12 protein-coding genes are annotated in these 14555 nt (G+C 73.9%); 7 read left to right on the top strand and 5 right to left on the bottom strand.

All coding sequences use genetic code 11. The features are described 5' to 3' along the window. The first annotated feature begins 174 nt into the window (after positions 1–174). Together ACFVYI_RS06995 and ACFVYI_RS06990 are read left to right on the top strand one after the other, a co-directional pair. A complete protein-coding gene (locus ACFVYI_RS06995; protein WP_387882187.1) occupies positions 175–981 on the top strand; it encodes an AIM24 family protein in 807 nt (268 codons plus the stop codon). Positions 982–1020: 39 nt separating this feature from the next. Next, positions 1021–1536 carry a MarR family winged helix-turn-helix transcriptional regulator gene (locus ACFVYI_RS06990; protein ID WP_387882106.1) on the top strand — a complete coding sequence of 172 codons (516 nt, stop codon included), beginning with the start codon at positions 1021–1023 and terminating at the stop codon, positions 1534–1536. A gap of 187 nt (positions 1537–1723) precedes the next feature. On the opposite strand, the gene meaB is transcribed toward ACFVYI_RS06990, so the two are convergent. Next, positions 1724–2680 (bottom strand): methylmalonyl Co-A mutase-associated GTPase MeaB, encoded by a 957-nt coding sequence (meaB, locus tag ACFVYI_RS06985; RefSeq protein ID WP_387882105.1) that lies wholly within the window; start codon positions 2678–2680, stop codon positions 1724–1726. A 71-nt stretch (positions 2681–2751) separates the two neighbouring features. Then, the gene (locus tag ACFVYI_RS06980) at positions 2752–3960 is read right to left on the bottom strand and encodes an acetyl-CoA C-acetyltransferase (protein WP_387882104.1); all 1209 of its coding nucleotides are present in this window, start codon (positions 3958–3960) and stop codon (positions 2752–2754) included. A 245-nt stretch (positions 3961–4205) separates the two neighbouring features. On the opposite strand from ACFVYI_RS06980, the gene mce reads away from it, so the two are divergent. From mce to ACFVYI_RS06965, 3 genes are all read left to right on the top strand, one after another. Then, positions 4206–4649 carry a methylmalonyl-CoA epimerase gene (gene mce / locus ACFVYI_RS06975; RefSeq protein ID WP_360643860.1) on the top strand — a complete coding sequence of 148 codons (444 nt, stop codon included), beginning with the start codon at positions 4206–4208 and terminating at the stop codon, positions 4647–4649. A 513-nt stretch (positions 4650–5162) separates the two neighbouring features. After that, on the top strand, positions 5163–9845 hold the full coding sequence (locus ACFVYI_RS06970) for a hypothetical protein (RefSeq protein WP_387882103.1): 4683 nt from the start codon (positions 5163–5165) through the stop codon (positions 9843–9845). Between the two features lie 107 nt (positions 9846–9952). Continuing rightward, the gene (locus ACFVYI_RS06965; RefSeq protein WP_218201876.1) at positions 9953–10882 is read left to right on the top strand and encodes a cellulose-binding protein; all 930 of its coding nucleotides are present in this window, start codon (positions 9953–9955) and stop codon (positions 10880–10882) included. A gap of 197 nt (positions 10883–11079) precedes the next feature. Here ACFVYI_RS06965 and ACFVYI_RS06960 read toward each other — a convergent pair whose 3' ends face one another. After that, positions 11080–11400, bottom strand: coding sequence for a hypothetical protein (locus ACFVYI_RS06960; RefSeq protein ID WP_387882102.1), 321 nt, complete (start codon positions 11398–11400; stop codon positions 11080–11082). Then, complete coding sequence (locus tag ACFVYI_RS06955) at positions 11397–12191, bottom strand: alpha/beta fold hydrolase (protein ID WP_387882101.1); 795 nt, start codon at positions 12189–12191, stop codon at positions 11397–11399. Before ACFVYI_RS06955 ends, ACFVYI_RS06960 begins: the two co-directional genes overlap by 4 nt. 92 nt (positions 12192–12283) lie before the next feature. On the opposite strand from ACFVYI_RS06955, the gene ACFVYI_RS06950 reads away from it, so the two are divergent. Next, on the top strand, positions 12284–13288 hold the full coding sequence (locus ACFVYI_RS06950; RefSeq protein WP_387882100.1) for an ATP-binding cassette domain-containing protein: 1005 nt from the start codon (positions 12284–12286) through the stop codon (positions 13286–13288). A 1-nt stretch (position 13289) separates the two neighbouring features. Further along, positions 13290–14057: an ABC transporter permease subunit gene (locus ACFVYI_RS06945; RefSeq protein ID WP_387882099.1), complete on the top strand. Its 768-nt coding sequence runs from the start codon at positions 13290–13292 to the stop codon at positions 14055–14057. A 28-nt stretch (positions 14058–14085) separates the two neighbouring features. Here the strand turns inward: ACFVYI_RS06945 and ACFVYI_RS06940 are convergent, their stop codons facing one another. Further along, complete coding sequence (locus ACFVYI_RS06940; RefSeq protein ID WP_387882098.1) at positions 14086–14409, bottom strand: ATP/GTP-binding protein; 324 nt, start codon at positions 14407–14409, stop codon at positions 14086–14088. Positions 14410–14555: the final 146 nt, after the last annotated feature.

Here is a 14555-nt window from a genome sequence, read left to right as displayed (position 1 = left end):
AACCAGCCCACCCAGCCCGGCTTCCCGGCCGCCCCGCCGCCGCCCGGCTACGGCCCGCCGCCCGGCCAGGGCTACCCGCAGCAGGGGTACCCGCCGCCCCCGCAGCAGGGCTACCCCGCCCAGCAGCCGCCGCAGCAGTACGCCCAGGAGCAGTTCGGCGGCGCCCAGGCCCCGCTGCCCAAGGCGCAGGACGGCTCCGGCCCGGTGGTGCACGACGCGCACAGCCTGCCGGTCAACGACAACGTCAACCCGTACGCCTTCTCGGTGGACCTGAACGGGTCGTACTTCCTGCAGAAGGGCAAGATGATCGCCTACTACGGCGACATCTCCTTCAAGGGGGTCGGCGCCGGCGCGATCGACCGGATGCTCGGTCAGCACTTCAACTCGCCGATGCACGCCGCGGACTGGGTGGTCGCCGAGGGCCGGGGCAAGCTGCTGCTGGCCGACCGCGCCTTCGACCTCAACTCCTACGACCTGGAGGAGGGGAACCTCACCGTCCGCTCGGGCAACCTGCTGGCCTACGAGCCCACGCTGCGGCTCAAGCAGTCGATCATCCCGGGGTTCCTCACCCTGATCGGCAGCGGCAAGTTCGTGGCCGCGTCCAACGGTCCGGTGCACTTCGTCGAGCCGCCGATCCGGGTGGACCCGCAGGCACTGGTCGGCTGGGCGGACTGCCCGGCGCCGTGCCACCACTACGACCACGACTACATGCACGGGGTGATCGGCGGGATCCGCCGGCTCACCGGCCTGGGCGGGGCGTCCGGCGAGGAGCACCAGTTCGAGTTCATCGGGGCCGGCCAGGTGCTGCTGCAGTCGACCGAGGTGCTGATGGCCGAGCGCGCGGTCGGCCAGGTGCACGCCGAGGCGGGCGTGCCGATGGGCGGGGTGCCGTCACAGCCCGCGGCGGCCCACGGCGGAGGCAACCTCAACGTCCCCGGGCTCGGCAACCTGGGCGACCTCGGGCGACGCTTCGGCCTGTAAACTCGTACAAGATTTAACTAAATGCGGTATGCTCGCACCATGGATACGCGCACGCTCGACGCCGCCGACGTCCCCCCCTCGCAGCCGGAGGAGGGGACTCCCTGGCTCACCGCCAGGGAGCAGCGGCTGTGGCGCGCCCACCTGGAGGTGGCCAAGCTGCTGGACTACCAGCTCGGCCGCGAACTCCAGCCGCACAACCTCGCGATCAACGACTACGAGATCCTGGTCGTGCTCTCCGAGGCGCCCGAGCGGCGGATGCGGATGACCGACCTGGCCACCGCCACCCTGCAGTCCAAGAGCCGGCTCTCGCACCAGATCACGCGGATGGAGACGGCCGGGCTGGTGCTGCGGCAGGAGTGTCCGGGCGACCGGCGCGGCCTGTACGCGCACCTCACCGAGCAGGGCTGGGAGACCATGCAGAAGGTCGCCCCGGACCACGTGCGCAGCGTCCGGGCGCACTTCATCGACCGCTTCACGCCCGAGCAGCTGGACGCGATGTACGAGGCCCTGGCCCCGGTCGCCGAGCACCTGCGGGGCCTGCGCGGCCGCGCCTGATCTTCGCCCGCTCGCCTCCGGGCCGCTTTGACCCGGCGTCGACGGTCGGCGCTCCCTCGCTCCTACGTCGCTCCCTCGCGCTCTCCCTTTCGACACCGGCGCGGCCCTTCGGCTCGGGGCGGGTTTGGCGCGGGGCTCGGGCTCGGGCCGGTCCCCGTGTTCGACGGGGCCGGCCCTCTCGCTGCGTTCAGCCGTGGGTGAGCCCGGCCACCAGCGCGTCGGCGGCGCCGTAGGGGTCCAGCTCGCCGGCCACCACCCGCTCGGCCAGGGTGGCCAGGTGCCGGTCGCCGTGCAGGTCGCCGATCCGGGCCCGCAGCGCGGACAGCGCGATCGCCTCGATCTCGTCGGCGGCCCGGCGGCGGCGGCGCACGGCCAGCTCGCCGTGCTCCTCCAGCCAGGCGCGGTGCTTCTCCAGCGCCTCGACCACCTCGTCCATGCCCTCGCCGCGGGCCGCCACGGTCTTCACGATCGGCGGGCGCCAGTCCCCCGCCTCGCGGGCCTCGCCGAGGCCGAGCATGTGGTTCAGCTCCCGGGCGGTGGCGTCGGCGCCGTCCCGGTCGGCCTTGTTGACCACGAAGACGTCGCCGATCTCCAGGATCCCGGCCTTGGCGGCCTGGATGCCGTCACCCATCCCGGGGGCGAGCAGCACCACGGTGGTGTCCGCCTGGGCGGCGATCTCCACCTCGGACTGGCCGACGCCGACGGTCTCGACCAGGATCACGTCGCAGCCGGCCCCGTCGAGCACCCGCAGCGCCTGCGGGGCCGACCAGGAGAGGCCGCCGAGGTGGCCGCGGGTGGCCATCGAGCGGATGAACACCTCGGGGTCGGTGGCGTGGTCCTGCATCCGGACCCGGTCGCCGAGCAGCGCGCCGCCGGAGAACGGCGAGGACGGGTCCACGGCCAGCACCCCGACCCGCTTGCCCAGCCGGCGGTAGGCGGAGACCAGGGCGGAGGTCGAGGTGGACTTGCCCACGCCGGGTGAGCCGGTCAGCCCGACGGTGTAGGCCCGGCCGGTGTACGGGGCCAGTGCGGCCATCGCCTCGCGCAGTTGCGGGGCGGCGTTCTCGACCAGCGAGATCAGCCGGGCCACCGCGCGCGGCCGGCCTGCCCGGGCCTGCTCGACCAGGGTCGCGACATCGATCATCAGGAGCTCCTAGCGCCGAAGGGCCGCGGACCGCTGGTGGCGGTCCGCAGCCCCGAAGGTATGTCGGATGATCAGGCCTTGGCGGCCTGCTCCTGCGGGACGCGGACGATCAGCGCGTCGCCCTGGCCGCCGCCGCCGCAGAGCGCGGCCGCGCCGATGCCGCCGCCGCGGCGCTGGAGCTCCAGCGCCAGGTGCAGCACCACGCGGGCGCCGGACATGCCGATCGGGTGGCCGAGCGCGATCGCGCCGCCGTTGACGTTGACGATGTCGGAGGAGACGCCCAGGTCCTTGGTCGACTGGTGGGCGACGGCCGCGAACGCCTCGTTGATCTCGATCAGGTCGAGGTCACCGACCTCCAGGCCCTCCTTGGCCAGCGCGTGCTTGATCGCGTTGGACGGCTGCGACTGCAGCGAGTTGTCCGGGCCCGCGACGTTGCCGTGCGCGCCGATCTCGGCGATCCAGCTCAGGCCCAGCTCCTCGGCCTTGGCCTTGCTCATCACGACGACCGCGGCGGCGCCGTCGGAGATCTGCGACGAGGTGCCGGCGGTGATCGTGCCGTCCTTGGTGAAGGCCGGGCGCAGCTTGGCCAGGCCCTCGACGGTGGTGTCCGCCCGGATGCCCTCGTCCTGGCTGAAGACCAGCGGCTCGCCCTTGCGCTGCGGGATCTCCACCGGGGCGATCTCGGCCTCGAAGATGCCGTTCTGCTGGGCCTTGGCGGCCCGCTGGTGGGAGGCGGCGGCGATCTCGTCCTGGATCTCGCGCGGGATGCCGAGGCGGGTGTTGTGCTTCTCCGTCGACTCGCCCATCGGGATGTTCTCGTACGCGTCGGTGAGGCCGTCGTGCGCCATCGAGTCGAGCAGCTCGATCGCGCCGTACTTGTAACCCTCACGGGACTTCGGCAGCACGTGCGGGGCGTTGGTCATGGACTCCTGGCCGCCGGCCACCACGATGTCGAACTCGCCGGCCCGGATCAGCTGGTCGGCCAGTGCGATGGCGTCCAGGCCGGAGAGGCAGACCTTGTTGATGGCGAGCGCCGGGACGCTCATCGGGATGCCCGCCTTGACGGCGGCCTGGCGGGCCGGGATCTGGCCGGCGCCGGCCTGCAGCACCTGGCCCATGATCACGTACTGGACCTGGTCCCCCGTGACGCCGGCCCGCTCCAGGGCGGCCTTGATCGCGACGGCCCCGAGGTCGGCGCCGGAGAATCCCTTGAGCGAACCGAGCAGGCGACCCATCGGGGTCCGCGCACCGGCAACGATCACAGAGGTGGTGTTGGTCATGGGACGAGCCCCTTCGCACGTCGTGGCCAGGTGAGGATTCCGCTCAATGTACTGACCTGCTACCCGTCCGTCACCGGACCGACGGTGTGATCGAGCGCACTGGCACTGTCCAGTCAACACCGTGTCAACCCGGTCCGGGTGAACCCCGCGCGTGTGAGCAGGCTCGCACCCGGATCACTGGCGCACCCCGGCCGCATGCGCTGCACTGTTGCCGTCCCGTTGCCCGCCCAGACCCGGAGGCCACCGTGCTCACCCGCATCGACCACATCGGCATCGCCTGCCGAGACCTCGACAAGACGGTCGAGTTCTACCGCGCCACCTACGGCTTCGAGGTGTTCCACAGCGAGGTCAACGAGGAGCAGGGGGTGCGCGAGGCCATGCTCAAGATCAACGACACCGGTGACGGCGGCGCCTCCTACCTGCAGCTGCTGGAGCCGACCCGGCCCGACTCCACCGTCGCCAAGTGGCTGGAGAAGAACGGCGAGGGCGTCCACCACATCGCGTTCGGCACCGCCGACGTGGACGGCGACTCCGAGGAGATTCGCGCCAAGGGCGTCCGGGTCCTCTACGAGCAGCCCCGGATCGGCTCGATGGGCTCGCGGATCACCTTCCTGCACCCCAAGGACTGCGGTGGCGTACTGACCGAACTGGTCACCTCCGCCGAGCCCGGCGAGCACGACGAGCACTGACCCGCGCACGGGTGCCGTCGGGCTCCGACGGCACCCGCCGAGGGGCCTGCCGGGGGTCCGCCACCCTCATGACCCGTCAGTAATGTCGCCCGATGCCCGGAAAACCCCTACGCGGCCATTCCCCCGCAGGACGCTCCCACTACAATGCCCAGGTGCGCGAAGACTCCGGGGGACGGGGACGACGGGCACGGCCGATGACAGGCCTGTCCGCCCACCGGTGGTCGGCCCGTCGCAGGGGAGTCCATTACGCGGGCACGGCTGAACAGTCGCAGTTCGGATCTGTCACCATTCTCCACAAGGCAAGAGTTCGCCCAGGAGTCCACCCGGACGGGGGAACGCGGTACGACCGCGCTCCCGTGACCAGGACTTCGACGACCGTGGCGGACGCCCCCGACCAGACAGGGGCCGTCCACCGGCTGCGGATGCAAGGACCAGTCGGACCGGGGCCCCGGACACGGGAGCCCGGGAACGGCCGGGTCGAGGACGCGACCAGGAGATGGATGGGACCGCGGAGTGCGGGGCTACGACCGCTACGAGGTTGACGATCACCTCTCCCAGTTCGAGGCCGAGATGGATCGGACTCGCAAGGAGCGGGACAAGGCCGTCGAGCATGCCGAGGACCTCGCCTACCAGGTGGAGGTGCTCCGGGCCAAGCTGCACGAGTCCCGTCGCATGCTCGCCCAGCCGCGTGCCTTCGACGCCGTGTCCGGCCAGGCCGAGCAGATGCTCCGCACCGCCGAGATGCAGGCGCAGCAGCTGCGCGCCGACGCCGAGCGGCAGCTGCGCGACTCCCAGCAGGCCACCCAGCGGCTGATGGCCGAGGCCGCCGAGCGCACCGCCCGGCTGGAGGCCGAGCTGACCGCCCGCCGCCGCCAGCTGGAGGACGAGCTCACCGAGCTGCGGCGCAGCGCCGAACAGCACGTCAACGAGAACGTCAACTGGGCCGAGCAGACCCGGGCCGGCACCGAGCAGGAGGCCCAGCGCCTGCTGCAGGAGGCCCGCGCCGAGGCCGACCGGATGATGGCCGCCGCGCGCGCCGAGGCCACCGCCCTGTCCGACCAGGCCCGTGCGCAGACCGCCGCCGACGTCGACGCCGCCCGCGGCGAGGCCCAGGCCGCCGCCGAGGCCGCCATCCAGCGTGCCCACAGCGACGCCGAGCGCCTGCTGCGCGCCGCCTCCGATCAGGCCCAGCAGGCCGGCGCCCAGGCCGCCGCCGACGTGGACGCCGCCCGCGGCGAGGCCCAGCTCCAGCTGGCCGCCGCGCACGCCGCCGCCGAGCAGCAGCTCGCCGCCGCCCAGGCCGAGATCGGCCGGCTCAAGGAGCACACCGCCGCCGAGCAGGCCCGCGCCGAGGAGGCGCTCGCCCACGCCCAGGCCGAGATCGAGCGGTTGCGCGCCTCGGCGATCGCCGAGGCCGAGCGCACCCGGCGGGAGGCCACCGAGCTGCGCGCCCAGGCCGAGGTCGCCGCTGAGCAGCTGCAGGCGGACGCCGAGGCCGCCGCCGAGCGCAAGGTCGCCGACGGCGAGGCCGCCAGCGAGCAGCGCTCGCAGACCGCCCGGGCCGAGGTCGCCCGGATGGTCGCCCAGGCCACCAAGGAGGCCGAGGCCATCAAGGCCGCGGCCGCCACCAAGCAGGCCGAGGCGGAGGCCGCCAGGGCGGCCGCCGCCGAGGAGAGCGAGCGGCTGCGCGCCACCGCCGAGTCGGTGGCCGGCGAGCTGCGCGCCGATGCCGAGGCCGCCATCGCGGACCTTCGGTCGCAGGCCGAGCGCGATGTCGCCGAGCTGCGCGCCCAGGCCGAGGCCGCCGCCGAGCAGCTGCGCAGCGAGGCCGAGGAGGCCGGCCGGGCGGCCGGCGCCAAGGACGCCACCGTCCACCTCGCCAAGGCCGCCAAGACGGCCGAGGAGATGCTCGGCCGGGCCAACCAGGACGCCGAGACCGCCCGCACCGAGGCCGCCACGGAGGCCGAGCGGATCCGTACCGAGGCCGCCGCCGAGGCGGAGCGGCTGCGCGAGCAGGCGCAGGCCGCCGTCGAGCAGGCCCAGAACGCCGCCCTGGACGACGCGGCCGGCATCCGCGAGCGGGTCCGGCAGATGCAGGACGAGGCCGCCCGGCTGCGCGCCGAGGCCGAGGAGCTGCGCGCCCAGGCCGCCGCCGAGGCCGACCGGGTCCGCGGCGAGGCCCGCCGCCAGGCCGTCGTCCAGATCGAGGAGTCGGCGAAGAGCGCCGAGGAGCTGCTGACCAAGGCCAAGACCGACGCCGACGAGCTGCGCGCCGGCGCGGCCGCCGAGATCGAGCGGCTGCGCGAGCAGGCCAAGCAGCAGGCCGTCGAGACCCAGGGGCGCGCCGAGCAGACCCTCGACCGGGCCCGCGCCGAGGCCCAGAAGATCGTCGGCAACGCCGAGCAGCAGGGCCAGGACGCGCTCACCGCGGCCAAGGCCGCGGCCGCCGAGAACCGCACCGCCGCCGAGCGCGAGACCGGTGAACTGCGCCGCGAGGCAACCGAGTTCGACCAGCGGGTGCGGGCCGAGGCGAACGCCGAGGCACAGGCCGTACGGGCCGACGCCCAGGCCGAGGCCACCGCCGTCCTGGACGCCGCGGTAGCCGACGCCGAACGGCTGCGCACCGAGGCCGACGCCGAACTGGCCCGCACCCGGGCCGAGGTCGACGCCGCCGCCGAGGCACTGCGCGAGGAGAGCCGGCGCGAGCGCGAGGAGGCCGCCGCCGGGCTGCTCCGCGAGCGCGAGGAGACCGCCGAGCAGCTGGCCGCCGCCCGGGCCGCCCGCGAACAGGCCGAGTCGGCCGCCGCCGAACTCACCGAGCGCACCGCCACCGAGACCGCCGCGCTCCGCGAGGCCGCCGAAGCCCACGCGGACCGACTGCGCACCGAGGCCGAACAGAGCGCCGCCGAACTCACCGAGTACACCGCCACCGAAACGGCCGCGCTCCGCGAGGCCGCCGAGACCCACGCGGACCGACTGCGCACCGAGGCCGAACAGAGCGCCGCCGAACTCACCGAGCGCACCGCCACCGAAACGGCCGCGCTCCGCGAGGCCGCCGAGACCCACGCGGACCGACTGCGCACCGAGGCCGAACAGAGCGCCGCCGAACTCACCGAGTACACCGCCACCGAGACCGCCCGCCTGCAGGCGGAGGCCGAAGAGGCGCTGGAGTCCGCCCGGGCCACCGCCGAGCGGCGGACGACCGAGGCCGAGGCCGCTGCTTCGGCCCTGCGCGAGCGGGCCGAGGCCGACCTGGCACTGGCCGCCGAGCAGGCCGAGACCGTCCGGGCCGAGGCCGGCCGGGAGCTGTCCGAGGCCCGTGCCACCGCCGACTCGATCCGCGCCGAGGCGCAGGCGGTGCTGGAGCAGGCCGGTGTCGACGGCGACGAACTGGTCGCCGCCGCCAGGGCCGAGGCCGGCGAGCTGGTCGCCACCGCCGAGGAGGAGGCCGCCGAGGTCCGCCAGTCGGTGGCCGGTATGCACGAGGCCGCGTCCCAGCAGATCGCCGACCTGCGGGCCACCGCCGAACGCGAGTCCGCCGAGGTCCGCCGGGAGGCCGAGCAGGCCGCCGACGAACTGCGCGACACCGCCGAGCGGGAGACCACCGAGCTGCGGGCCCTGGCCGAGCGGGAGACCGCCGACCTGCGCGAGCGCACCGACCGCGCCGTCGCCGAGCTGCACGAGACGGCCGACCGGGAAACCGCCGAGCAGCGCGCCCTCGCCGACCGCGAGACCGCCGACCTGCGGGCCCGGACCGCCGCCGAGACGGCCGCGCTGCGCGAGCAGACCGAGCTGGAGCTGGCCGCCGAGCGCGCCGACGCCGAGGCCGAGCTGGCCCGCCGCCGCGCCGAGGCGCAGGCCTACGACGAGCGGCTGCGCGCCGACGCCGAGGCCGAGCTGCGCACCGCCCAGGAGTCCGCCGAGCAGCAGCGGGCCGCCGCCGAGGACCGCGCCGCCCGCACGGTGGCCGCCGCCGAGGAGCGGGCCGCCGCCACGATCGCCGAGGCCGAGGACTTCGCCGCCGCGCTGCGGGCCGAGGCCGAGGAGTACGCGCTGGCCACCCGGACCCTCGCGGACGACTACGACGCGGACACCCACGCCCGCGCCGACGCCTTCGACGCGGACACCCGCGAGGCCGCCGAGCAGTTCGACAAGGCCACCCGCGAGCAGGCCAAGTCCGTTCTGGAGCGCGCCTTCGCCGACGCCGAGGCGCTCGGCGAGGACGCCCAGACCACCGCGCTGGCCACCACCGCCGCCGCCGAGGAGCAGGCGGACGCGATGGTCGCGGCCGCCCGCAAGGAGGCCGACCGGCTGGTCGCGGCCGGCGAGGCGGCCGGGCAGGCCGAGGTCGAGAAGGGCCGGGCCGACGCCGACGCCCTGCTCTCCGAGGCCCGCCGGGACGCCACCGCGATCCGCGAGCGCGCCGAGGAGCTGCGCGAGCGCACCGACGCCGAGGTGGAGGCCCTGCACGAGCGCGCCCGCAAGGAGAACGCGCAGGCCATGAAGTCGGCCGGCGAACGGGTGGACGCGCTGGTGACGGCCGCCCAGGAGCAGCTGACCGAGGCCGAGGAGCAGGCGGTGGCCGCCGTCACCGAGGCCGAGGAGCGGGCGGCGGCGCTGGTCGCGGCCGCCGAGGAGCGCGCCAACGAGCTGACGTCGGAGGCGTCCGCCGAGGCCAGCAAGGTCCGGATCTCGGCCGTCCGCAAGGCGGAGGGCCTGCTGAAGGAGGCCGAGACCAAGCTCGCCGACTCGACCGACCGCGCCGAGGCCCTGATCATCAAGGCCGAGGCCAAGCTGAAGTCCGCCCAGGAGGAGTCCGAGGAGCGGATCGAGACGGCGGCGGCCGAGGCGGAGAAGCGCCTGCGGACCGCCGACGAGGCCGCCGACGAGCAGATCGAGCTGGCGAAGGCGGAGGCCGAGCGGGTGCTCGCCGAGGCGCGGGCCGAGGCCACGCGGGTCACCGGCGAGGGCCGGCGCGAGCTGGACGAGCTGGTGCGCCGCCGCAAGGACATCAACACCGAGATCTCCAGGGTGCAGGACGTGCTGTCCGCGCTGGAGGCTTTCGAGGCACCGTCACCGGTCGCGCAGGCAAACGGGGGAAGTACCAGCAAGAAAGACGGGGGGACCAAGGCCGGCGCCGGAGTCGGCTCCCCCCGGTCGGGTGGCAATCGCCCCGGTGGCGCACCACCCGATTGAGCGGACATTCTCCGCGAGACAACGGCATTTCGCCGACGACACTCCGGTACCGTGTCAGGATTCCCTCAACCACCTCAGCGGTTTGACGACAGGAAGCCCAGAACCCCATGAGCGACAGTCACTCCCCTCACGGCTTCGACCTGGTGCGCCGTGGGTACGAGCGCGCCCAGGTCGACGAGCGGATCACCAAGCTGGTGGCCGACCGTGACAGTGCCCTGACCCGGATCAGCGCGCTGGAGAAGCGCATCGAGGAGCTCCACCTGGAGACCCAGACCGCGCAGGCGGCGGTCACCGAGGCGGAGCCCTCCTACGCCGGTCTCGGCGCCCGGGTCGAGAAGATCCTGCGACTCGCCGAGGAGGAGGCCAAGGACCTGCGCGACGAGGCGCACCGCGCCGCCGAGCAGCACCGCGAGCTGGCCGAGGCGGCCGCCCAGCAGGTCCGCACCGAGGCCGAGAACTACGCCAAGGACCGCAAGGCCAAGGCCGAGGACGAGGGTCTGCGGATCGTCGACAAGGCCAAGAGCGACAGCGCCCAGCTGCGTGCCGAGGCCAACAAGGACGCCCAGAACAAGCGCGAGGAGGCGGACGCCCTCTTCGAGGAGACCCGCACCAAGGCCGCGCAGGCCGCGCTGGAGTTCGAGACCAACCTGGCCAAGCGCCGCGAGCAGTCCGAGCGCGACCTGGCCGCCCGTCAGGCCAAGGCCGAGAAGCGCCTGGCCGAGATCGAGCACCGGGCCGAGCAGCTGCGCCTGGAGGCCGAGAAGCTGCGCACCGACGCCGAGCGCCGCGCCCGCCAGACGGTGGAGACGGCCCAGCGCCAGTCCGAGGACATCGTGGCGGACGCGAACGCCAAGGCCGACCGGATCCGCAGCGAATCCGAGCGCGAGCTGGCGGCGCTCACCAACCGCCGCGACAGCATCAACGCCCAGCTGACCAACGTCCGCGAGATGCTGGCGACGCTGACCGGCGCGGCCGTGGCCGCCGCCTCGCTGCCGAACGACGACACCATGGGCGTGCCCGCCCAGCAGTCGCGCTGACGCCGCACCCCGCACGAGCCCTTCGGCTCGTGGGGGACAACAGCGGGCCCTCACCCTCCGGGGTGGGGGCCCGTCGTGCTGGCCCGGCGCCCGGGGCCCACCACCGAGGCCCCCGGGGCGGCCCGTGGACGCCCCTGAGGGCTCCTGTGGCGGCCGGAGCGGGAAGTCGGCCGGGTCCGACTTCCCACTCCTCGCGTTCAGCGCGGATAGGCCCCGTCCGGCCGCTGGTGGCCACAGCTCAGCTGGTTGCCGTCGTCGTCCGAGACGGTGCCGAACCACGACGTGCACCAGACCGAGACCGAGTCCCGCCAGTACTGCACCTCGAACGGGTGCCCCGGGCCGTAGTCGCCGTACGAGGTGACGATGAAGGTCTCCCCCGGGCGCATCCAGTAGTCCTCGCCGAGCGGCTCCAGGGTCAGTTCGAGCAGCCCCTCACCGCGGTTGGTGACCGGCACGCGGCCGGTCACCTCCAGTGCCGAGAAGTCCCAGCCGCCGGTCTCCGCCTGCCCCTCCCTCATCGCGTCACCCGCGCCAACAGCCGGCGCACCGCCGCGTCGAAGGCCTCCGGCGCCTCCAGCGCGCTCAGGTGCCCCACCCCGGGGATGACGGTCAACTCGGCGTCCGGCCGCGCCCGCACCATCAGCTCGGCCTCTTCCAGCGGCATCAGGCCGTCCCGCTCCCCCGCCACGATCGCGGTCGGCACCCGGACCCCGGCCAGCACGTCCAGGGTCTGCGGCCGGGCCGCCATCGCCCGCTGCGCCCAGGCCACCGCGGCCGGCGACGCGGCGGCGATCATCCCCTGCACCCGGTCGACCAGGTGCCCGGAGTCCGGCCCGAGCTGGCCCACCGCCATCCGCTCGTCGAGCAGCAGCCGGACGCTGTCGCGGGCCAGGACGGCGCCGGCGATCCGCTCGCGGTTGGCCCGGGCGGTGTCGGTGTCGGCGGTGGCCTTGGTGTTCGCCAGCAGCAGGCCGGCCATCCGCCGCGGGTGGCGGCGGGCGAAGGCGAGCGCCACGTACCCGCCCATCGACAGACCGCCGATCACCGCCCGCTCGATCCCGGCCGCGTCCAGCAACAGGGCGACGTCGTCGGCCACCGCGTCCAGCGAGGGCTCGCCGGTGCCCAGCTCGGTGCCGCCGAAGCCGCGCTGGTCGGGCGCGAGCACCCGGGCCTCGTGGCCGGTCGTCCCGGGCAGCCCGTCCAGTTGGGCGGACCACATCGAGGCGTTGAGCGGAAAGGCGTGCAACAGCACGAGAGGTGTTCCGGTACCGCTCTCGCGGACCGACACTGCGGAGGGGAGCTGGGTCATGGGCCCACCGTAGTTCGGTGCGCCCGGCGGGCCCACTCAGCGGGCCACCCTGTCCGCTTTGTCATAGCCTGACGGAGAGTGAGGGAGCGCGAATGATCGAGTTGCACGAACTGACGAAGCGTTACGGCAAGACCCTTGCCGTGGACCGCCTCAGCTTCCAGGTGCCGCAGGGCGTGGTCACCGGGTTCCTCGGCCCCAACGGCGCCGGCAAGTCCACCACCATGCGCATGATCCTGGACCTCGACCGGCCCACCGGCGGCCGCGTCACCATCGACGGCAAGAGATACGGGCAGCTCAGCGAGCCGCTGAAGTACATCGGGGCACTGCTGGAGGCCAAGGCCGTCCACCCCGGCCGCACCGCCCGTGACCACCTGCTCTGGCTCGCCCAGAGCAACCGCATCCCGACCGGCCGGGTGGACGAGGTGCTCGCCCTGGTCGGCCTCACCCCGGTCGCCCGCAAGCGCGCCCGGGGCTTCTCGCTCGGCATGGGCCAGCGGCTCGGCATCGCCTCCGCCCTCCTCGGCGACCCGGAGATCGTGATGTTCGACGAGCCGGTCAACGGGCTGGACCCGGAGGGCATCCTCTGGATCCGCAATCTGATGAAACGCCTCGCCACCGAGGGCCGGACCGTCTTCGTCTCCTCCCACCTGATGAGCGAGATGGCCGTCACCGCCGACCACCTGGTCGTCATCGGCAAGGGCCGGCTCCTCGCCGACCTGCCGATGGCCGAGTTCATCCGGCGCAACTCCCGCTCCGCCGTCCGCCTGCGCACCCCCCAGCCCGAGCGGCTGCTGGACGTCCTGGCCGGCGCCGGACTGCGCAGCGAACCGGGCCCGGACGGCTCCCACGAGGTGGTCGACGGCGACCTCGCCGAGCTCGGCGAGCTGGCCGCCACCCACGGGGTGGTGCTGCACGAGCTCAGCCCCCAGCAGGCCTCGCTGGAAGAGGCGTTCATGCAGATGACGGCCGACTCGGTGGAGTACCACGCCGGGAGCGGCGAGGGCCGCGACGCGGCCGGCGCACCCGGCACCTGGGGCGCGACCTGGCAGGGCGCGGCGGCGCAGCAGCCGGCGGCCGTACAGCAGAAGGAGAACTGAGATGGCGTCCTTCCCGGCGGTGCTGCGCTCCGAGTGGACGAAGATCCGAAGCGTCCGGTCGACGGTCTGGACGCTCGCGCTGGCCTTCGCGGTCACCCTCGGCCTCGGCGCGCTGCTGTCCCTGCTCACCAACAACAACTTCGAGGAGTTCCGGGGTGACACGGACATCCCGTTCGACGCCACCGGGACGGCCTTCTCCGGCATCATCCTCGGCGAACTGGCCATCATCGTCTTCGGCGTGCTGGCGGTCGGCAACGAGTACAGCAGCGGGATGATCAGGGTCACCCTGGCGGCCGTCCCGCAGCGCGGGACCCTGCTCGCCGGCAAGGCGGTGGTGCTCGGCGCGCTGGCCTTCGCGGTCTCCCTGGTCACCGCGTTCATCACGTTCTTCGTCGGCCAGTCGCTGCTCGGCGACCACTCCACCAGCCTCGGCGAACCGCACGTGCTGCGTGCGGTGTTCGGCGCGGCGATGTACCTGACGCTGCTCTGCCTGTTCTCGGCCGGCGTCACCGCGATGCTGCACAACCAGACGCTGGCGCTGGGCGTGCTGGTGCCGTTCTTCTTCCTGCTCTCGCCGATCCTCTCGGCGGTGCCGAAGGTCAAGACGCTGGCGCACTACTTCCCCGACTACGCGGGCTCGCGGATGATGCTGGTCTACGAGCAGCACAACCAGCCGTACGGCCCGTGGGCCGGCTTCGCGATCTGCCTGGCCTGGACGGTCGCCGCGCTGGTCGGCGGCGCGCTGGTGCTGAAGAAGCGCGACGCCTGACCGGCTCACCGGCGCGGCCGTGGCCCCCTCAGTACCGGGGGGCGCCGCGGCCGCGCTGGACGTTGGAGGCCCGCCGGTCGCGGGCGCCCCAGCAGGCCCGGTGCCAGTGCCGGCGGTCGTCCACCCCGGCGCCGTGCGCCGGCCAGGCCACCACGTGGCCGACACCCGGCGGGATCTCCTGGTCGCAGCCCGGGCAGCGGTAGTGGCGGCCGGCGGTGCCGGCCACCGTCTGCACCACCCACTCGTCGCCCTGGTAGCTCTCGGTGCGGCGCAGGGCGCCGCCGAGCGGGGCGGCCGGCGCCGAGGCCTCGTGATCGGCTGCACTCTTGATCCGGTTGCGGCGGGGCGACACGTCTGGCTACCTCTCTACGGGGGCTCGGAACCGTTCCAGGTTACGGCCGGCGCATACCCCCCGGAGCCACTATCACGGCACCGCCCGGCGCTTCGGTGTTTCCCGTGATATCCACCCGTTCTTCTGTGAAATTCGTGGTTCGGCGT

This window comes from Kitasatospora sp. NPDC058218 (assembly GCF_042882445.1).
Classification (GTDB): domain Bacteria; phylum Actinomycetota; class Actinomycetes; order Streptomycetales; family Streptomycetaceae; genus Kitasatospora.
This window is presented reverse-complemented; position numbering and strand designations above follow the sequence as displayed.

Bases quoted from the DNA above. Each gene is read 5' to 3' on its own strand.
- ACFVYI_RS06945 (WP_387882099.1), top strand. From the start codon at position 13,290: ATGGCGTCCTTCCCGGCGGTGCTGCGCTCCGAGTGGACGAAGATCCGA.
- ACFVYI_RS06950 (WP_387882100.1), top strand. From the start codon at position 12,284: ATGATCGAGTTGCACGAACTGACGAAGCGTTACGGCAAGACCCTTGCC.
- ACFVYI_RS06965 (WP_218201876.1), top strand. From the start codon at position 9,953: ATGAGCGACAGTCACTCCCCTCACGGCTTCGACCTGGTGCGCCGTGGG.
- ACFVYI_RS06990 (WP_387882106.1), top strand. From the start codon at position 1,021: ATGGATACGCGCACGCTCGACGCCGCCGACGTCCCCCCCTCGCAGCCG.
- meaB (WP_387882105.1), bottom strand. From the start codon at position 2,680: ATGATCGATGTCGCGACCCTGGTCGAGCAGGCCCGGGCAGGCCGGCCG.
- ACFVYI_RS06980 (WP_387882104.1), bottom strand. From the start codon at position 3,960: ATGACCAACACCACCTCTGTGATCGTTGCCGGTGCGCGGACCCCGATG.
- ACFVYI_RS06955 (WP_387882101.1), bottom strand. From the start codon at position 12,191: ATGACCCAGCTCCCCTCCGCAGTGTCGGTCCGCGAGAGCGGTACCGGA.
- ACFVYI_RS06960 (WP_387882102.1), bottom strand. From the start codon at position 11,400: ATGAGGGAGGGGCAGGCGGAGACCGGCGGCTGGGACTTCTCGGCACTG.